The organism is Comamonas sp. (assembly GCF_009360615.1).
Taxonomy (GTDB): Bacteria; Pseudomonadota; Gammaproteobacteria; order Burkholderiales; family Burkholderiaceae_C; genus Comamonas.
Genome location: NZ_SPEY01000017.1, coordinates 138,324 through 158,474, shown reverse-complemented (window position 1 = coordinate 158,474; position 20,151 = coordinate 138,324). Strand labels below are relative to the sequence as shown.

Annotated in this window: 21 protein-coding genes; 15 read left to right on the top strand and 6 right to left on the bottom strand. The window is 33.7% G+C overall.

Features of this window, described 5'->3' with window-relative positions; genetic code table 11:
- Positions 1 to 32: 32 nt before the first annotated feature.
- Together E2583_RS04180 and E2583_RS04175 are read right to left on the bottom strand one after the other, a co-directional pair.
- On the bottom strand, positions 33 to 587 hold the full coding sequence (locus E2583_RS04180; protein WP_291593423.1) for an outer membrane beta-barrel protein: 555 nt from the start codon (positions 585 to 587) through the stop codon (positions 33 to 35).
- An 86-nt stretch (positions 588 to 673) separates the two neighbouring features.
- The gene (locus E2583_RS04175; RefSeq protein ID WP_194596511.1) at positions 674 to 1,009 is read right to left on the bottom strand and encodes a hypothetical protein; all 336 of its coding nucleotides are present in this window, start codon (positions 1,007 to 1,009) and stop codon (positions 674 to 676) included.
- A gap of 170 nt (positions 1,010 to 1,179) precedes the next feature.
- On the opposite strand from E2583_RS04175, the gene E2583_RS04170 reads away from it, so the two are divergent.
- The 6 genes from E2583_RS04170 to E2583_RS04145 all read left to right on the top strand — a co-directional run bounded on the left by E2583_RS04170 (position 1,180) and on the right by E2583_RS04145 (position 6,427).
- Complete coding sequence (locus E2583_RS04170) at positions 1,180 to 2,358, top strand: hypothetical protein (protein WP_291593422.1); 1,179 nt, start codon at positions 1,180 to 1,182, stop codon at positions 2,356 to 2,358.
- A 13-nt stretch (positions 2,359 to 2,371) separates the two neighbouring features.
- Positions 2,372 to 3,019, top strand: a complete 648-nt coding sequence (locus tag E2583_RS04165) for a hypothetical protein (RefSeq protein ID WP_291593421.1) — start codon at positions 2,372 to 2,374, stop codon at positions 3,017 to 3,019.
- A 70-nt stretch (positions 3,020 to 3,089) separates the two neighbouring features.
- Positions 3,090 to 3,434, top strand: a complete 345-nt coding sequence (locus E2583_RS04160; RefSeq protein ID WP_194596508.1) for a hypothetical protein — start codon at positions 3,090 to 3,092, stop codon at positions 3,432 to 3,434.
- A gap of 223 nt (positions 3,435 to 3,657) precedes the next feature.
- Positions 3,658 to 4,392, top strand: coding sequence for a hypothetical protein (locus tag E2583_RS04155; RefSeq protein ID WP_291593420.1), 735 nt, complete (start codon positions 3,658 to 3,660; stop codon positions 4,390 to 4,392).
- A gap of 45 nt (positions 4,393 to 4,437) precedes the next feature.
- Positions 4,438 to 5,541: a toxic anion resistance protein gene (locus E2583_RS04150; RefSeq protein ID WP_194596506.1), complete on the top strand. Its 1,104-nt coding sequence runs from the start codon at positions 4,438 to 4,440 to the stop codon at positions 5,539 to 5,541.
- Positions 5,542 to 5,908: 367 nt separating this feature from the next.
- Positions 5,909 to 6,427: a hypothetical protein gene (locus E2583_RS04145; protein WP_194596505.1), complete on the top strand. Its 519-nt coding sequence runs from the start codon at positions 5,909 to 5,911 to the stop codon at positions 6,425 to 6,427.
- Between the two features lie 670 nt (positions 6,428 to 7,097).
- Here E2583_RS04145 and E2583_RS04140 read toward each other — a convergent pair.
- The 3 genes from E2583_RS04140 to E2583_RS04130 all read right to left on the bottom strand — a co-directional run bounded on the left by E2583_RS04140 (position 7,098) and on the right by E2583_RS04130 (position 8,020).
- Positions 7,098 to 7,322 (bottom strand): hypothetical protein, encoded by a 225-nt coding sequence (locus E2583_RS04140; protein WP_194596503.1) that lies wholly within the window; start codon positions 7,320 to 7,322, stop codon positions 7,098 to 7,100.
- A 12-nt stretch (positions 7,323 to 7,334) separates the two neighbouring features.
- Positions 7,335 to 7,643: a hypothetical protein gene (locus E2583_RS04135; RefSeq protein WP_194596502.1), complete on the bottom strand. Its 309-nt coding sequence runs from the start codon at positions 7,641 to 7,643 to the stop codon at positions 7,335 to 7,337.
- A gap of 116 nt (positions 7,644 to 7,759) precedes the next feature.
- The gene (locus tag E2583_RS04130; RefSeq protein ID WP_194596501.1) at positions 7,760 to 8,020 is read right to left on the bottom strand and encodes a hypothetical protein; all 261 of its coding nucleotides are present in this window, start codon (positions 8,018 to 8,020) and stop codon (positions 7,760 to 7,762) included.
- A gap of 562 nt (positions 8,021 to 8,582) precedes the next feature.
- On the opposite strand from E2583_RS04130, the gene E2583_RS04125 reads away from it, so the two are divergent.
- The 5 genes from E2583_RS04125 (at position 8,583) to E2583_RS04105 (ending at position 14,341) form a co-directional block, all read left to right on the top strand.
- Entirely contained in the window at positions 8,583 to 11,969 is a 3,387-nt protein-coding gene (locus E2583_RS04125) for a hypothetical protein (protein WP_291593419.1), read from the top strand.
- Complete coding sequence (locus E2583_RS04120) at positions 11,969 to 12,292, top strand: hypothetical protein (RefSeq protein WP_194596499.1); 324 nt, start codon at positions 11,969 to 11,971, stop codon at positions 12,290 to 12,292. The genes E2583_RS04125 and E2583_RS04120 overlap by 1 nt, the downstream gene beginning before the upstream one ends.
- Positions 12,293 to 12,347: 55 nt before the next feature.
- The gene (locus E2583_RS04115) at positions 12,348 to 12,530 is read left to right on the top strand and encodes a hypothetical protein (protein ID WP_194596498.1); all 183 of its coding nucleotides are present in this window, start codon (positions 12,348 to 12,350) and stop codon (positions 12,528 to 12,530) included.
- Positions 12,531 to 12,566: 36 nt separating this feature from the next.
- A complete protein-coding gene (locus E2583_RS04110; protein WP_291593418.1) occupies positions 12,567 to 13,553 on the top strand; it encodes a 3'-5' exonuclease in 987 nt (328 codons plus the stop codon).
- A gap of 248 nt (positions 13,554 to 13,801) precedes the next feature.
- Positions 13,802 to 14,341, top strand: a complete 540-nt coding sequence (locus E2583_RS04105; protein WP_291593416.1) for a hypothetical protein — start codon at positions 13,802 to 13,804, stop codon at positions 14,339 to 14,341.
- Here the strand turns inward: E2583_RS04105 and E2583_RS04100 are convergent.
- The gene (locus tag E2583_RS04100) at positions 14,338 to 14,811 is read right to left on the bottom strand and encodes a hypothetical protein (protein WP_291593414.1); all 474 of its coding nucleotides are present in this window, start codon (positions 14,809 to 14,811) and stop codon (positions 14,338 to 14,340) included. The genes E2583_RS04105 and E2583_RS04100 overlap by 4 nt on opposite strands.
- Positions 14,812 to 14,971: 160 nt before the next feature.
- Between E2583_RS04100 and E2583_RS04095 the strand changes: the two genes are divergently transcribed.
- From E2583_RS04095 to E2583_RS04080, 4 genes are all read left to right on the top strand, one after another.
- Positions 14,972 to 15,589 (top strand): hypothetical protein, encoded by a 618-nt coding sequence (locus E2583_RS04095; RefSeq protein ID WP_291593412.1) that lies wholly within the window; start codon positions 14,972 to 14,974, stop codon positions 15,587 to 15,589.
- 227 nt (positions 15,590 to 15,816) lie between these two features.
- Positions 15,817 to 16,041, top strand: coding sequence for a hypothetical protein (locus E2583_RS04090; RefSeq protein WP_291593410.1), 225 nt, complete (start codon positions 15,817 to 15,819; stop codon positions 16,039 to 16,041).
- 1,616 nt (positions 16,042 to 17,657) lie between these two features.
- Positions 17,658 to 18,890, top strand: a complete 1,233-nt coding sequence (locus E2583_RS04085) for a replication initiation protein (RefSeq protein WP_194596492.1) — start codon at positions 17,658 to 17,660, stop codon at positions 18,888 to 18,890.
- A gap of 271 nt (positions 18,891 to 19,161) precedes the next feature.
- Positions 19,162 to 20,139 carry a hypothetical protein gene (locus tag E2583_RS04080; protein WP_291593407.1) on the top strand — a complete coding sequence of 326 codons (978 nt, stop codon included), beginning with the start codon at positions 19,162 to 19,164 and terminating at the stop codon, positions 20,137 to 20,139.
- Positions 20,140 to 20,151: the final 12 nt, after the last annotated feature.

Below are 20,151 nucleotides of genomic sequence, written 5' to 3'. Positions count from 1 at the left end.
TCGGACTTTTCTTGGATATATCCGAGCAGCCCTTAAAAATAGTATTTCAATTGAAATCCAACGCCGTGGTTTGTGGAGTCATTCTTTGAAAAGTTGTAGTTATAAGTCACTTCTGTTGCAACATCTGGCGTAAATTGGTATCCAAACCCAAGTTTAGCAACACCTACATCATCTTTGAGTGATTTGACATCAGGATCAATACGACTAACACCAAGATATGACTTAGCATATAGCCTATTGTATAAATCAGCTTGGAAAGTTAAACCGGCACCATAGGTTTGTACGGTTTTATCGTCTGCTATTTTAGTTTTAAGACCAGAAGCATTTTTGGAGTAAAGCGCAAGTTTATCTACACTTTGAGACCAGTGAACTTCCAAGCCGAGATAGTCATTAAATTGTATCCCGCCGACTACCCCAACTGTGGTCGCCTTTTTTTCCGCCATATCAAAATCAATTGAAGCAACATCAATACCCAAGTATGGATGCACATCCCACATTGGTCGTGCGTAATACTCATCGTTTGCCAGAGCATTCATTGATATGCCTACTGCAATGATAGTTGTTATCATTCGCTTGAATTGTGTCATAGCTGATCCTAAATATATTTTTCACTTAGCTGTAAATATTAATTGTATTTATTTAAAAATACAAAGAATATTAATAAATTATTAGCTCACTTATTTCTTTTGTTTTTTTCAATATTAAGTAAATTTGTGTATGTCTGAGAGACTTGATCATCAGAATATTTTTTTGCTTTTAGCACAAATGCTTCTACCAAAATCATACTCAAGAAAGCAGTAATTACTAACCCAAGTCCAATAAAGGTCATGACCATAGAAAGTACCGGAGTATTATATTTCTCACCTGCCCAATATAAGAAAACAGTTGATCCAATCAGAATCGCTCCAATACCAAAAATCAACCTATACCCATTGATTCTTATGAATTTAATGATTTCATTTCTTTGTTTTTTTATCGATTCCTTTCTCTGATCTTCAAGCCACTTCATCTAATTTGCTCCTAAATTTACCGAAATATTTTATCATAAAATAGAATCAAAATAGCTGATAGCATTTCAATTTAAGCTTAAAATCATATCAATTTTTACAATTAAAAATATTGTAAGTATGTGGTATATTTTATATATTATCTTCAACTATAGTTATTAATGGCAAAATAATGTTTCCATCAACTGCTTCCTCGAATGAAAATGAAAGTAATGATGCTAAAGCTAGAATTTATGCTTTAGTGAATACACTTACTGATCTAAATCCCAATATGCTTGAAATCATTAAGCCTATTGAAGAAAGTAATGCTTTACTTAAAGAAGTTACAGAGGAAATTGATCAACTCAATACTAAAAGCTTATTGATAAAACTTGCACATTTGGCGGTGCTTGAACAACGTCTCCCTGATTTAAAAACAAAAATTGATTCCTATGTATTGCAGCTCCAAAATGCAAAAAAAGAAACCACAAATTTATGTGTTGATTATGGGAATGTTATTGAATCATTAAAGAGTTCTGTTCTTGAAATTGATGAGAATGATGCCCTAAAAACAGATGCCCTTGGCATTGTTTCCGTGAATAATTTGAAGTTAAAGAATATTCAAAACCAAATTCAATCAGCATCTTCTCAAATCGAAAATTTAGAGCGTTTTAGAACAGTAACGCTTTACCACCTTTCAGATACGATCAATAACACTAAGACGGATAAAGAACTCCCAATTGTTGAAGAAATCCGCCGTGTAATTGATAAACTCAAATCAAGAAAGGATTATTCTCTCAAATCTGCTGTCTTATTTACTATTTTGGTCGTATATAACTTCCTTGCAGACAAGTACCATATTACATACGACTCAACCCAACGTATTGCTCAAAAAGCTGCATCAAGTAGTTTTGCAAGTACGCATGGCGTAGGATCACCATTGGTTGCCTCAGAAGGCATTGGAAATATGCTAGACATGTTTTCTAAAGTGGGGACTGTTCTAGGACTTGTTACTGTTCTTTTTGGATTATTTCGCTTCGCTTGGCAAAGAGAAGGTGTTGGCATTTTAGCCATGGGTGTCATGATGGGTGCAACCAGTGTTTTAATTCCCTCACTTATTAAACCTGTGCTTGGTCTTGAAGAAACTGAAACAACGTATGTAGAACAAACTGTTAAAGTCACTTACGACTTTTTTAATTCAGGCACTTCCGGAACAATCGTTTATCTTGGCTTTTTAATTTTGTGTGTGCTATATGCGTATTTTAAGCAAAAAGAAATCAAGAAATATTCAACTGTTGTGAATAAACTTGAGAAAAGTCCGAAGCTAAATATCGATCAAAAAGCATCAGAACTTGTAAGTAATGAAGCGTAAAAAGGAAGATATAATGAATCCTAAGAAATTTTTTGCCTGTATTTCCCTGCCAATTGTTTTACTAACAGGTTGTGGTCAAAAGCAAAACGAAGCAACAATCTTTAAATCAACGGATTACGCCGTGTTAGACGAGCTAAAACAATCTTTATCTCAAGAATACTCTTTTAGAGAATATGTTGATGAAACACTTGGATTTAAAAAATTTACATTTATGACTTTTGTCGGTGACAACTCACCATACACCCAGATCGCCTTGGAATGTATACATGAAGGCGCACTCAAGATTAAACCTAAAGAATCACAGTATGATTTAGAGCGATTTGAAAAAAATAAAGAACTGTCTACATGTATTCAGGTTGTCGTTGATCGCCCTGTATCCATCGATACCATTCTATACAACGATATATTAGGTTTAAATTCTGTAGATAAGGATCAAACTTTAAAAAACCTGATTACAGAAGCTAAGAAAGATAATATTCTAACAATTCGTGAGTATTTGCGGATTGGCATATTAACTTATCAAAAATATAAGGAAGAAAATCAAAAAAGAAATAAACCGGTAGAAACTACCAATATTGATAAAGCCATGGATAAGCTAACACCCTACATGAGTGACCAAGCTAAGGATAGTATCAACACGATTGTAAATGAAAAAGAATGATCCCGTAAAATTGTCTTGCCTAACTTTCACGTTGGGCAATTTGTTCTTTATTACAAGGAATTGAGTTTTTATGAAAAAAAACATACAGCTAGTTTGTGAATTAAAGCAATTTGATAAAGAGGCAAAAAATAAAATATTTATCCTCTACCCGACTGAATATAAACATGCTCCAAATGGTTCATTAATCACCCTGTTTCATTCACATCAAGAATGCCATTTTTCCAAGAACAAAGGTGAGCATATTAATTTTTTTGCTGCGACAAGTTTTTTATACAGCTCACCAAATGACTTCAATAGGTTCTTATCAGTACTCAGTACAGCTCTTAAAGAAATCATAAACTCGATTGACTTAGATACTTTCCAAATCACTGTCGTACCAAACAATGCTGATTACTCGATAACGATGAGTAAATAAATCAAAGGACTGTTACGCCGGTGCTTTCGCACCTCATAGATGGTGTATTCATTCATCATAAATATGAAACTATTTGTATTTCCTACCGGCTTACAGCTACGCTCGTTTATGGGCATCAGTCCGTAAATTTTAAAAAAAAATAGTTTATTCAATATAAAGTATTGCACTTATGCGGTATATATTTTATAATATCAACATCAACTTTGGTTATTTTGGTGTTTAAATGGAAAAACAAAGACCAGTAAAGCGTGTGGATTCAGCAGATAATACAAAACAACAGGTATATGATCACCCTGCTTTTGGCATTATCCGTGTTCACAGTTGCCATGGTGGTAGTCAAACCCTCCTTGGTTCTGATTTAAAACATAATGATTATCTGACATTGGAAATTGTGCCGGCTGAACTCCACCGATCTTATGGTGAGAATCTGGTGTATGGTTCTAGGAAGCCTATTATCAAAGTTGCTTTAACTCATAGTAGTTTTCATGCAATGGCTCAATCCATTGGTAATAGCCAAGGTATACCTGTAACAATCCAGTATGCACCTTCAACACTAAACAATGACGTTGTAATGTTCCCAAGTATCGATCCCCTCGATAGTTCATTGGATATGTCTAAAGATGAACTAGAACAGTCTGTTAAAAAGCATGTTGATAATGCACTTCAAGCTATTGCAACCTTAAGAGAATTAGCACAATCCAAAAAAACTGGTAAAGCCTTACTTGAGCAAATCGAAAGTGCTGAGAATCAAATTCGACTATTACCCACTAATCTAAAATCGAGCCTAGATTTTGCAAAGGAATCTTTGGATAAAACAGCCGATGAAGTTCAAGCAAATACCGAAGCCGCCATCAAACTTAGATTAACTGCATTGGGATTGGAGTCATTAGGAGGTGATTCTTCCAAACTGCTTCAAATCGATGCACCCTCAGATCAACCCTTAAGTGAAAATCAGTAGATTTTGAATCAGACATAAAACTTTTTTAAATTAAGCGAGAATACGATGAACGATTATCAAGTTAGTATGAAAAGCAACAACACGCTCTCTGTTGAAGAATTTGAAAATTTGGACTTAAAAACCTTAGGGCTATCTAAAGAAGATTTCTCGAAAGTTGTTGAAGCAAAGGGTGAACTTGCAGTTATAAATAATACTGCGGTCGCAGAGTACGGTAAAAATATTGCTACAAAAACTGCAACCTATACAGATGAACTATTAGATTTAGTCAAAAATAAAGACCTAGACGAAACAGGCAAAAAACTGAATGAAGTTGTTAATGTAGCTCAACAACTTAATACCAAAAATTTTCTCAATGATAGCCCTAAAGGTGTAATTGGATTTATCTTTTCAAAGATTAAAGGTGCCAAACAAAATATACAGCAACAGTTCAATACCACTAAGGAGCAAATGGATGTTTTGGTTAGTGAAGTCGAAGCTTCACAAGCCGGATTAAAAAATCGTGTTACCCTTCTGGATAATATGTATGAGGGTGTTCAGGAAGAATATAAAACATTAGGCGTATATGTGGCTGCGGGGAAGCTGCGGTATAACGATATTCAAGATCAGATCAAGGAACTAACAGAACAAGAACAAACGCCAAGTATTGTTCAAGAAATTTATGACCTAAACCATGCTGCAAATAATCTGGAAAAGCGTGTACATGATCTAACTCTTTTACAACAGTCCGCTATCCAGACATTGCCAATGATTCGAATTATCCAATCTAACAATAATATGTTGGTGGATAAATTCTATGCAATTAAGAATATTACTTTGCCCGCATGGAAAAACCAAATAAGTCTAGCTCTTTCGTTGAATGAACAAAAGAATAGTGTTGCCCTTGCCAATAACATCGATAATGCTACAAATGAGTTATTGCGCCGTAATGCGGACTTGCTGCATACCAACTCGGTTCAGACGGCAAAAGCGAATCAACGCTCTGTGATTGATGTTGAGACTCTTGAGCATGTTCAAAATACATTAATTAAAACTGTCAACGATGTTATTCAAATCCAAAAAGAAGGTGTGGCAGAGCGAGACAAGGCAGCTATCCGACTGAAAGATATGCAAGGTAAATTGAACAACCTTATGATTGGAAATAAAAATTAAATATTTGTTAAATTATCAAGCTCACTACGGTGGGCTTTTTTATTATCTAAATATTATTAACAAAAAAACATTAATTTAATATTTGCATTATCAAATAATATAAATTAGGATAAAAATATAAGGGATTTATTGTTTTTTAATATTTTCCGCCCCCTAACCCCTGTCCTCTCCCCAATAAAGAGGACTTTTTACTCTGCTCAGGCAGAGTTTTTTTTTGCTCGCTTACGCTAAAACATATTTGCTGACGCAAATTTGTATTGTTCAACAGAGAAAAAGAGCGAAAATCACAACAATAAAATCACATAATAGTATTGTCATTATGCGGTATATATTGTATAATTTAATCTCAACTTTGGAGATGTAAACCATGATTAAAACCCTTATCGATCAATCTTTTCCTCTTGTTATGTTAGATCAAGAACAAATCCAAAATAGAGTTTATTTAGGTGACGTTGAAAAAAATATTGAAATTTTTAATGCCTTACTAAAAGGTAAAAAAGCCATTAATGAGCTTATCCCCAACCATCTTGAAAATCTTAATAAATGCTGTCGAGCCATCAGTTCAATCATTCAACGTGATGATTTTCAAATTTTCAGTTTTGAAAATGAAATTCGCTCTGGCTTCCCTTTTTTAATGCTAGATAATTACCCACTCGAAGATTGTGTAATTTCCAACCGAATGAATTATGCAACGGAAAAATTAACTCATATTGAAGCATCTATGGCAATTAACGCCATGAGTTATTGCTATCTGTGTGAAAGCACTGAAAATGAAATTGAAGCTGAATTTTCAGCTTTCATGCTTGATTTTATTAAAATTTTAGCTAGTCATAATTATGAGACTGAATGTTTCAATTCTAGTGGATTTTACAATATTATTGACTAAATCTAAGGCATTATAAGTATTAACTTATAATGCCTTAGCCGCCGCCGCTGACGCTACATAAACCTGCTAACGCTGGTTTATATTGTGTATTCACCGTGTTAGCGGTCCTAATCTAATTTTAGTATGTTCATAATTCACTCATGAAAAATATTCATGATTTTAAAAGCAATGAATTTGCCGATCGGCAACTTTGGAATTACTGGAACCACTATTCTTGAATGAAAATTGAGGCTTAAATGAGAGATATTACGAAGAAGATATTAGAGCTTAATATAATCAAGACAATCTCTGTCTCCCCTTCCACGTCTAATCATTGGGAAGATTCGGATGACATTACAATTTTAGCAAGCTCCCATGGCGAATTGATATTGAGTATATGTGGCATCAGTAATGAATCTGATGAAATTTGCGTTAGCCTTAATGTGAATGAACTAGACTCGGAGGGTGATATTTATTTGAATAATGATCTGTGGCGTTTGTATGGAAATGAGTTAGAAATATTAGAAAAAATCGAAAAAACAAATTGGAATTTACATGACCAATTGGGTCCATATTTACATTTATTCTTTTAAAATATTTTTATAATTTAACAACAAGTTATAAAAGTCTTTATAGAAAAAAGCCTGCTATTAGTTAAACAGGCTTAAATCAGAACATAGCTAGTTTCATTTTAATGTAGCTGCGTCTTGTCTGGCTCATCAAATAAAGCTATATATTCCTCTACCTTTCTTTTGACTGCATCAATGAACTGAGGTGTTCCAATATACTTAATTACCTCAGTTCTAATTTGCTCTTTAGTAAATCCCAAGCTTTTTAGCTCTTGTGCATAATCAATTGCAATGGTATCCGCCACATCTTTCACCATTTGTTCACTTTTACGAAGATTCTCGCACATATACCATAACTCCTAATTATATTTCCATACCGCTAAGCCATTCAATAAAATTGAATTTGACTTAAATTGGTAAGGCAAAGCATCTAGTAGCTCACTATCGCTAAGGTTTGCAATTTGCTCGCTACCTAAACCATCGATCGAACCCTGATTATTTTCACAAAATGCAATAGCTAGGGCTTTTAAAAGACTATCAACCAAATACTCTTTTGAAGTACCTGTATAAGATGGTCCAAACACCGAAATGGGACGGCATACATGATTTCTTTGGTTATCATTCAAGATGCAAATTTTTTCCATTTTTTTGCAAGATTGATCATTCATAAAAATCACCTTTTAAATAAAAAGACAAATTAATATTTGAATAGAAATTAATCTTTGGCTTTAAAAAAATGAAATACTAAACATACCGCATATTTACCATATATATAGCAAATATGCTATACGCAATTTTTATCAGCCACCCTCTTAAATAGACTGATGATTGTAAACTTTGATTGTGCGATTGAATGTAGAGTTGCAACCACAAACCCATTATTTATAAGGATTAAATGCTTTTCATTGTTCCAATGATATTCCTCAATATCACCACAAGCCCGAATTGCTTCCATGATAGAAATCTCATTAATTTCTTTAGTAGATGCATAAAACACATGTGTTTCTCTTGTTGCATCAAAATTAAAATTATTGGTTTCTTTCATAGCTTATAATCCTGAAAAACCCAAGTTATTAACCATCTTTCTATATTATTAATTATACAACATATACCACAAACAATAAAATTTATTTGGCTATTTTAAGCTTAAAATTACATAATTTAACAATCCACAATCCCCCTCAAAGCCTTTAATAGCAATGGTTTCAGAAATCTAAATTACATAAAATCACACAACGCCGACTGCTGCGCCATTTTTTCCAACCTTCAATGCTGTTAATATTTACAATACTTTTTAAATTTATTTTTATATTTACCTCTAAAAAGTATTGTATATTGCGGTATATATTGATAAGATGTTTAAACAGATTCAGGTTTTGTTGGTTGACCAACACCAGTTAGTCCCTTTCTCACCAAAGTTGATATGAATAGAGAAAGGGCGTTACAAAGGAGTAAATAACTCCAACTTTTGAATACCTCCCGCACTCAGTGTCGGGAGTTTTTTTTTGCTTAAAATAATGATGAAAAAACATAAAATATTTAATTATAATATTGCATATTTGCGGTATATATTTTATAATGAGCCATCATCTTTGGAATCTCTAGCTATGAAAAACCAAGAATTAGAAGTTTTAAATTTTAACGATAAAAGAAATACGGAATCTAATGAAAAAGTAGAGATTATTGAAGATTCAAATGTATTGAAAGAAGGTATGTTTGCCGTACTAAAAAAACTTCATCGTGAATTACATTATGATCTGGGCGCGGTTTTATTAATTCAGGAATTGAAATTTGCTGATAATAATTTGCATTCGGTCCATGTCCGGCACCACCCAAAATATGGAAAAAGTACAGTTGGTTTTTTACTTCACGAGTTTTATCAATATTTTGATGTTATTACTCAAGCTGAGGGTGAAAAAATCCGAAAAAAAGAGATCGAAGATTTACAGAATCTTATCGGTCATAAGGAAAAGGATGTTCAGGAATACCGCGACAATCCTAAAAAATTACAAGCATTAGCTCTGTCAATCTATTCTAAACGAATTGGAAGCCCAACCACCCCAAAAGTTATTCAAACAGATAATATTGCTAATCTTTTGGGTCAAACCAATGCTGTAGAGCAAATTCACTTGCTTAAGAGCCAAGCAAATATGTTTGCTGATGTTGCAAAGATTCAAGCTGACATAATCACTGAAAAGGTGAATGAACTTCAAACCTTAATGAATGAACTTACCCCATTCATGGTTGAGCGTTATGCAACAACTCTGGCATCGACCAAGGAAGCTCAAGATACTATCAAAGAAGTTAACGATGGCATTGCCACATTATCCTTATACACGGGTGAGGGTGTCGAGGTGTACGAGGTAAAAAAAGGTGTTGAGGCACCACAGCACATCCCTCTTACGCTTGTGCAGGACAGAATTCTTTGTGATGTAGAGTTGGCTTATTTCAATGACGAATCCTCAGCCTACTTGGACGTTGATAACGTTTACGACCGATTCTTCAAGGTATTGGCAGATAATCCACAATTAGTTAATCAAATTTTTCCTACAGAGCGGTGTATTTGTGTTGCCGCAATTCGAGAGTCTTATATCGATTACAAGGATAAACTTTGGAACATCATCATGAATAAGCTTAACAAGGAGACATTCTTGTTAGTCAGAAATGGTGAGAATATTAGTGTTGTTTACTCCCCTATCGGCACTCATTTAGCTGCTAAAAATTTATTCCCGTCAAAAGATATTTTAGATAAATGCTTTCTTACCCGTGACGGTGAAATGGACATCAACGTAGATAACTTAAAATACTCGGATGCCTTAAGCGAAATAGACCGGATTACTCTGCACTATAAACGCTTTCTAATTTTAATTGCCGGCTTGCAACATCGTTTAAATATTTTAGGTCAATTCTACCCAGACAACGAAACTTTTGAAATTTTCTTTCCTCATTTCCAGAATAAGTATTTCAATTTCATTCATGATCAAGATGGGTCTGGGATGTTGGCTGATTTGGATGAATTGTCTTTATATGGCTATGTCAGAGAGCAAAATAGTAAGTTAGCCAAAGGTTCTACTCTCATTTGCCGCACGAACAATATGGTAAGTAAAGAGGCTGCACCTTATTGTTGGACATATTCATGGCTTCGAGGGCGTGACTCTGATGCACTTACCCGCCCGCCAGTAAATGCTTATGAAATTGTTAAGGTTGAGCAAGATAAAGATGGTTTTTTTGTTCGCTTTCCTGTTAATTCGGGATACACGGAACGATCACCTTTAGCAAAAGTGCGCATTGACGAAGGCGGTTCAGAAATAAGTTATTTAGTACTCGATAATTTAAGCATTGAACGTTTGGAAAATTATATATCGAAGCGTAAATACCGCCAATTCTATTTGGATTACATGGGTTTATTTAAAGGTGCTAAAGCTTATATTAAAGATTTTGTGGCTAGTAATTCCAAACAGTTTAATTACTACTTAAATGCAGTTCAGCAAAATATAGATCATGGTAAAAGCCCATTAGAAATTAATGAGCTAGTGATGACTGTAATCAATTTCTTTAGTGCCAAGGTAGATCAATCGACCATTTTGAATCTATTACACCAGATGCTTTCTTTGGAGAGTACACAACGCATTCAGGCTCAATTTTCAGATATAAATTTTGTAAAAGATGAAAATTATTTGATCGGGACTAAAGCGATAGCAATCACTGTTGATCGTTCTGGAAACCAATACATCTACGCTTCATTGCCGGATGATCTTGGGATTCCTGCGCTCGACAAAATCGAAAAAGACTATTGGGTATATCGTTGCCCAATAAAAACCATTAGAAAGGGTCAGGTCAAACTGGATAAAGCCGAGGTTGTTTCGATTTTAGACCATATACGTGATGAGTTGGTCTTGAATAAAATCAACAATGACTTATACGAGTATTATTATTCTATCGGTGCAACCTATCGACAAAAAGATATTTCTGATGGTAAGGGAACTATGTCTTACCCTAAGCTGTTTGATTCATACGCTATTAAAAGTGAATTTTTAGAAAATATGGAATTTTCTAAAAAATTTATAGTTGCTTTGTTCTCTAACACACTCACTAGAGAATTAGTAAACACCTTACAAGATAAAATTCGTGCTGAACGTCAAAGATTTGAAAATAGCAGATTTGACTCATGGTCAACTACTGACTCAAAAGAATTGACTTTATGCTTACCATTTGTTGTTTTTAAACGTAGCTCAATTGGTTCAATCTGCTTAAAAGATGGGATTACTTGGTTAGACGGTTTAGCAGAACGCTACTCTAAGAGTGATAAAGAAATCATAGATCAGGATAATTTATCCCAGATTATTGGAGTGATAGAAAGAAATTCGTCTTTCAATCATTCTAACAGGCTATTTACTAAGGTTTTAGAAAAAGAGAGTCATTGGGATTCATTCACGGCTAAAAATGCCCTAAACAATCAATATGAACATTCTATTAAACTTTTATCTTATGTTTTGCATTCTTCGGCAAAAGAGTTAATGAAAGAAGATCGTTTCCATGATAGCTCTACACTAGATGTAAAAAGTGCAATCCGGTTTTGTGTCTTTGATGAAGAAACCATGGTTACTTTTACTCCGTCATTAGATGCAGAAATAAATAATCCGCATCTTACAGAAACATTGACTGTAATTAAGGCGTATAGATTTGAAGAATTGGTCCGTAAAGGCAGCAATACGCTTTCCCACAAAAAACATTTTTATATCGGAGCTGAACCCTACCTTACTCAATACATTGAGGCTGTAACTAAAGAGGTCCAAGAACAGTTCGCTAATCTATCGGGTAATTTATCTGGAGAGATACAGTGGGCAAGATATGAGCATCACTATATTTGCTCCGCCGGTGATTTCGAAAAATTTAAGGAATACACACTTACCAGTCGTTATGAGGGCGTAGGAGAAGATCAGTATAAGCAGGTAGAAAACCACATTTACAAAATGGTAAAGGAGATAAAATAATGTCTGACATCAATGAATTAAAAAATATTCTGAACTGCAACGTTGTTGAACCTGAGGGTTTTAAACCCAAAAATGATGAGCAGGACATCGAAAAAATGCGTTCTTTATTCAATACATTTGATGAGCTTGATTATAAATTTAACAAGTACGATGAAAAAACGATCGAAAGTATTCAACGTAATAGAGATCATAATACAGCTTATTTTTATGAATACCATCGCGTGCCTCAGAATGGTGAAATGCATTCAACATTAGCGCGTTGGCGGTACCAGAATGATGAAGTTTACAAACGTTTTATGTTTTGGCGTTTTTTACAAAATTGATTCTCTCAATGCCCATGTGTACTCACAATGGGCTTTTATTTTTAGAGATAAAAATATGGAAAAACAAGAAGCAAATAAGATTATCATTTCTTATGGCGGGTTAGAAGAAGCAAAAGCCTATATGAAACGATGGTTTCAACTTAGTAAAATTTGCAAAAACACCAGTGCGCAAAGCTATGTTACCGGTTCAATGAAGCAATTGAATGATGCTATAGCTGAGTATGAAAATACTGATTAAATTATAACGGCAAGCCTTAAAATCGTGCGAGGTTTTATGAAAAATTTAGAATCTGAGTGTTTTACAATATCAAGGCTACGTGAGGAATTTAAACTACGCCCCCAAAAGGATGCCCCGATTGCACGCACATATAAAAACTCTTACGGAACTATTTGCAAGATGTATTTTAAAGCCGATTGTGTACCGCTATTGACTCGCAGCGCAAGACCATCACCAAAACAAGTACAAGCTAGAAAAGCGTTCATATTGAGGAATAAATTAAAAAGTAAAAAAATGATTGCCTGCCGCAAAGCTTTTGAACTTTTATTGCTCAACCCTGTATTTTTAGATACTGAGACAACTGGCTTAAATGATAATGATCAAGTTATAGAAATTGGTGTAATTGACTCATTCGGGAATAAACAATTCGAAAGCCGGATTAAACCCACTGTTGGTATCAAACAGCGTGCATTTGAGGTCCACGGCATTTCTGATCAGGACCTTCTAACAGCTCCAACTTGGCTTGAGATCGCTTCGGAGCTTGAATCAGTATTATCTAATCGTATTTGTATTATCTTCAATTCAAAGTTTGATAGTCGGTTACTTAACCAAACAGCAAAAGCATTCGAGGATGGATTCGAGTGGTGGAAAACTGTAGAACTACATTGTGCTATGAAATTAGCCGCCCAATGTTTTGGCTCTACTAATAAATATGGCAGTATTTCGTTAGCAGCCGCTTTAGATCAGGCTAATGTAGTTTATTCTGGAGCAGCTCATAATGCCTTGGTTGATGCTCAAGCAACTGTCGATCTTTTCAGAGCGATGGCACAATACTATATTGAGTTAATTGAAGAAAAAATGAAAATTAAAATTGATGATGAAGATCAAAGGCAAGCTTGGAAAATTGGGCGAGATAGTAAAATTGGTGGCATAGGCTTTGAAGAAGCAACTACTATGTTTGGCACCACCTATAGCCAAAATCAACTATACCAATATTTTATTGCCGGCTTTAATGGTGAGGAGTGTCCTCATATAACTTCATAGCAGAGTGCATGGTAATCAATTTTCTTCATCTCCCCGCTCGCTAACGCTTAACAATAGCTGACGCTAATAAATGGCAGTCGCGGATTAAGAACACGCGGTTTATGATTGTTTAAAGTTCAAGTACATTACATATATCAAAAATCAAACAATTTAAAAGCGTCACAAATTGACGTTAAACCAATGTTAAATATAAATATTTCAAAAAAAATCAAATATAATACCTACTCATCAACTTTGGATTAAACATTATGTACCCATTATCGAATTTATACAGAATTTTATCAAAATGCATCATTAAAGGAGCTTCTTTAGATGAAGCTACAGAGCCTCAAAATGTTGCTTTTGACCTGTTAGAGTTTATTGAAGATAGTAATAACGAAATCTATCATGCACTCAATTACAAGTTATGTTTTGAAGAAAATAGCTTAAAAAAGTTGTTTAAAAATGAAGATCAACACCTTCCACAGATTAAGGTTTTAGTATTTAACTGTCACCACATTTACCGTGAGGATGTTGAAAGAATCATTTGTTATAAGTTTGATGCTTTAACTGATACGATTTTGTTTGAATATGATGATGGTGAGATATTCAGTTTACGTCTCAATCACCTCGACCAATACGAGGAAAAGGCAGTTGAGATGTTTAATATCAAAGACTTCCTAGCTAATTTAGAAGAAAATATTTTTATAGATAACCATTGGATAACAGCTTTATTCTCTGGTCCAGATGAGGAAGGTCTTAAACCGGATCAAGAATTTATGCATCAATTCAGAGTGCATCTTGGTTAACGTCTAAGAAGTGAATACAACATGGACCTTTCCTTTCGAATATCAGATTCATGAAAGAAAGGGTCCTTTGTTTTATACGTTTCTGGTGTGCTAGTGCCACAATAGATATTACCTTGTAGAAAACGTACTACCTCTATTTTTCCCTTTTCATTAATTTCAAGAATTCCCCATTTTTCAGGCACCTTAGCAAGATCAAGAATGCCCTTAGGTGCCAAATAAAGTCTATAATTCCCAAGACTACTACACAGTCCTTGACGTTCCTGTTTTTTAAAATCTGATAGGAAGTCTGCGCGGCTTGCCTTACATTCGATGAGAAAACTCGTATCCGATCTAAAGCCAAGAACATCAGGTATTTCTCGACTGCCACTACATCTAATTTCTTGAGCTATTACAGGGCATTTAATCACTTGTTTCAGCCATTTTGCGCCGATCTGTACTACTTCTTGATGCGTGTATTGATATTCGTTCATTTCTTAACTCTAAACTTGGTTTATGGTCATTCAGATTGCTAATCTGAGACTTATTTTCAATCATAAAAATTATATTGAATTAAAACAAATAATTCAAATTATAATATTGCATTTTTGCGGTATATATATTAAAATTTAGACAAATTTGAGGATTTATAAAATGCAAAATTCATTCGAATATGGTTCAACCCGAGTCAAACCACAAAGATTTGGAGATTGGGTTATTGAAGAAATCACTGTTAGTGAAGATGAGGCAAAGTTTTTTAATATGCGTCAAGCTTTTCAAGGCAAACACAGTGAAATGATTACTGCGGGTAAATTTTTACGTCTCATGCAAGTAAGCACAGGCTATACCGTAATGAGTAATACGCCAATGGAATTGAAAAGTAACGAGATAGCATTCAAAAATGCACGAGGATCAGTTTTGATTGCCGGCTTAGGTATGGGGATGATCTTAGAAGCGATGCTTACCAAGTCAGAAGTTACCCATATTCGTATAATTGAAGCTGACATGGCAATCATTCAATATGTCGGAAATTTTTTCAAAGACGATCCAAGAGTGGAAATAATTCATGGAGATATTCATGAGTATGAGCCTGCCTCGGATGAACAATACGACTATATTTGGATCGATATTTGGGATGACATAGATGTGCGAAATATTGAACAAATGGCTGAGCTAAATGAACGTTTCAGTAATCATTGTATCAATATGAATCTATGGAGCATGGACCTTTTGGGATGTGAACCCGAAGATTATTACAAAATCGCTATGTAAAAGTTATAACCTCAGATATGAATATACTATTTCCTAATAACTCGATCAAAAATTAGGAAATAGTTACTTATAAAAAATTGTTTTTTATAATTTTTTTCAGGAATAGTACATAGTATAAGGTCTTTACGTCAAAGCTATGCAAAGTATGGAGATAGGAAATAATGACTAAACAAATATGTTGTCCCCTTTGCCAGTCAAGTTTGATGTATGGTGTAGAGACTATCTTTATGAATTTACGGTTTGTTGACCCCAAAACCGGAAATTTAAAAAAAAGGGTAATCAAACGGCAAAATTTAAACATGGATGAAAATGCTTATCTAGTTTGTAGTAATAAGGATTGTGACTGGATAGAAGCAGAAATGAGCGATTGGAATGAAAGTGTTTTGCCATTGTTTGATGCTTGTAATCAGGATGAAGTAACAGAATTTAAAAAGTCTTTACGAAATGATTGAATTGAAAACTGCCTTTCCGACTTTTTGAATAATTTTTTTGTTATTAGGTATATATTTTTTACATATCCAATATCTTTTATTGAATGATAAATTCACTTTTTATAATATTAAAATTATGTTGTTTTTTAATCAATGATAAATATAAATTTATTTATTCTAAAAGGTAATGAATGATTAAATAAATATTTTATTAATTTAATAATAAACATTAATTTAATATTTTATTATATTTATATATCCTTATTTTGCTTCTCTCCTCCCTGCTCCAGACCCTTTCTGGGAATATAGTAGAATATATAGAATATGAGAGTATATGTTAGAATATGAGCGTTTTTTTATTTTTTAAATTCAAAGCCTTAATTTAACTTTGGCACACACAATAGCTTCTGTAGCACACATGATAGCTATTTTCACACACATAATAGCTCTGGTGGAACACATAACGGCTACTTTCACACACATGATACCTACCAAACACACATGATACCTACTTTCATCCACAGGTTTATCCACAAGCGATTGGATTTAATAGTTAGTATGAATTTGTTTGTAGCTATTTTATTCTTATTTAGAGTTAATGTCCAAAACTTTGAATTTTTTTTAGCCAATTTAATTTTTAGTCGATTAAAACTAGACAGCTCAGTCTGATTATTTTTTACCAAAAATTGATTTTAACTTTGGATTATAAGAATCACGCCGTTAAAATCACCTCTAAAACACACATTATAGCTACTCTAATAATCAAGTTTTAGGTGAAACACACATCATCGCTACCATATAAGCATTATTTTTGGTCATAAACACACATAAAACCTACTTTTAACTAATTCTTTTATCTGTTGACACACATCATACCTACTTTGCGGTTCTACAAGTTCTGGAGAAAACACATGAAACCTACCTAATGTTGTAAAAATTTGCTGTTCGGCACACACAATACCTACTTTTAAAGCCACTTTTCAGGGATTAAAACACATAATAGCTACTTTTTAGGGTTACTTTTAAAGGAATGCACACATAATACCTACTTTTAATGATTCTAATTAGGATTAAACACACACCATACCTACCAAACTTTGAAATTTGCTGACCTCGCACACATAATACCTACTTATCTTTATTAATTTGAGAAATGGAAATTAAATCTTAAAATTTTGATTTATAGATAAAAATATTTATTCACACATGATACCTACCCAAAATTTAAAATTTGATTCTGGGCACACATGATGCCTACTTTTTAGAAAAAAAGAGAATAAAACACACATAATACCTACCGAATTCGGTCATTTTTAATTTAAAAAACACATAATACCTACTGGAATGGATTATTTTTTGGTACATCACACACAATACCTACCTTTTTTAAATTTTTTGTGTGGCTTACATCCGAAAAATTTTAAAAGTAGCGAAATACGTTTAAAGATTATTCAAAACTTAACAATATCTTGAGGATTCACACACTTCTGTTCCATTATTTTTGATAAATTCACACAGATTTGTGAACTTATAACTTGTTTAAAAACATATATTTAAATTAAAGTGCTTGTTATTTAGTGAAAGTTATTTTATTTTTTATAAAATTCTTCAAATAACGTAACTGGCTGCTTAATAATATGAGTGATCCAAATTCAAATGCTATTATGAAACCGGTTCGGGAACATGATGTTGTTTCCACGCTAAGTTCAATGCCCTCTGCTTCTTATAATCTTGATATTAATCTTGAGAAGTTGATGTACTGTGCAATAACTATCATTCATAAGCACGAAATGGATAACAAAGAAGATTTCAATCCTAAAGATAAAGTCTCAATCACTGCCGAAAACTTCTATCAACTCCTATATGACGATACAACAACTAAAGGTTCACCTCATAATTTGACAGCAGAGGAATCAAGGACCAGAAAAACACGTATGCAAAATGTCCATAGAATCATGGAACGTGCTTATGAGCGGTTTACATCAAGTCCAGTGATGTTGGTTAAGGTAGATGGTAGTGAGGTACCAGAAAAAGTAACGATGATCCTTAAACTTCATTATGAACCGAAGTCCAAAGTTTTCAGCATTCAATTTGCAGAAGAATTCTTTAAGTTTTTTTATAATTTGTTGAAATTTAAAAATAACAGCTTTAATCGTCATGAATTGAAGCAGATCATGAAAATGAGTTCGTACTATTCGCTCCGGCTGTATCGTATTTTCAACAGTCAAATTTGGAGAACAAATAGACTCGTTTTCACCTATGACGAGCTAAGACGTATGTTTATGAAGGAGAATCAGTACAAGCAGCATATCCACTTTAAAACTAGAATCATTGAACCGGCGATAGAGGAAATTAATACCCTTACAAATATCAAGGTAGAACATAAATTTCTTAAAACAAGCGGTAATAGCATTGATGCTGTCGAATTTACTTTCGAATTTAAGCAAAATGACATTAATACACGAATGGCGAAGGCACTTGAAAAATTAAAAATTTCTTACGCCAAAAAAGCAATTCCGTGGTCTGATGATCTTTCGCATTTTCGCCATCCCGATCGAAAAAATCATTTCACACCTCCTACGTCTTTAAAGCCTAGACAAATTAAGTTCTTAATCAGTTCCGAGGTATTCATGAATGATTACGGAGAACATTTCTTAGGTACTTTCGATGACAATACTGCCAAAGTCATTATGAAGGCTTTACTCACGGAAAACTTAGCTCTTGTAAACTCTAAAAAACCAATCGACTTAGACTATTATTTTGCGCTTAATTATCAGCAAAAACTTGAAAACAACGAGGAAGGAAGTGAGGATGATGAAAACGATGATTCAGACGATTCAATTGATTTAGAAGAAAATACAGATAGCTAAATCGTTGCTGAGTATAAGAATATGCGTATAGGTAAAATCCAAAGAGCAATCTTAAATTGGGTCGGCAATAATCGAATTTTTATTGGTGCCACATCTGAGCGTCCAGATTCTCTTAAAGGTTATACATTGGACGAAATACAACCCTCTTTGAACAAATTGATTGAACGAAATTTGCTTATTTCTTCTAAACACGGCTTTTATGAAAAGTCTGTAAAGGGAAAGCAACTTAAAATTTAACATTTTTCAAAAATTATTCTAAGCGGTCAAACTTATGCATCAGCTCGAAAGATTATCCGAAATGGATCGGAAAAGATTACAGGCTAAATTGTATGGAAACATAAAAAAAGGACGTTTTTTCTTATTCACTGGAATAGCTTTACCAACAATGTTTATTGTATCTCAGTGGTTGGTGAAGTCTTTTTTGTTTGATCCTGTGTTCATGGGGGATATTCAATTAAATCAATTTTTTATTGATTTAATTATGTTTGTTACTCGATATGAAACATATTTTTTTATTTTTGCTGTCTTATATGCGGTAATAACATTATATCGCGGCTACTTGGTGATAAAGACTTCAAGAGAACAACTTTTATTGATAGATATAGTTCAGAAGAAAAATATTGCCGATCTTACAGGAAAGGACTTTGATCTCCTCACTGAACTGGAAAAAAATCATCTAGCAAAGTATTTAATCAAAGAAAAACAAAAAGAAAATCAGCTTGAAGAAGAACAGTTTGAAAAAGAATGGAAGAATCTGGATGGTAGAAGTGAACCATACCTTTTTTCCGGAGTGTCTTTGGATTTCATTTTTACGGTGATTTCTGGATGTGTGGTGGGGTCCATGGCTCTGGAGGCACTGTATAGATCAATGGATGAAGCATTAGGTACATGGCTTCTCTTTTACGGTCTGATTGTAGTAATGATTGTTGCTTTAATATTGTTAATATTTCATACCTATTTTGCAATTAAAGGATCACCAGTTCCAATAGAGGAAGATAAGACACCAAGATACCCCCCTGCCCGACTTAGGTTGTTTTCTACTTTTGGCTCGATACTCTATTTGACCATTGACGGTTTAATAATATTTACCGGCGTAAAATTGTTTATGAGAGATGCTCTTGATCCAGTTAGTGCTATACAGCTCACATTTGCGATTATAGCGTTTGTAATTGGTGTGGTAGCTATGATCCTATTAGTCCGAGGGCATATCGCTTATAAGGCTTTACAAGGCGAAAAAAAGGAGGGTTAACCCCTCCTTTTA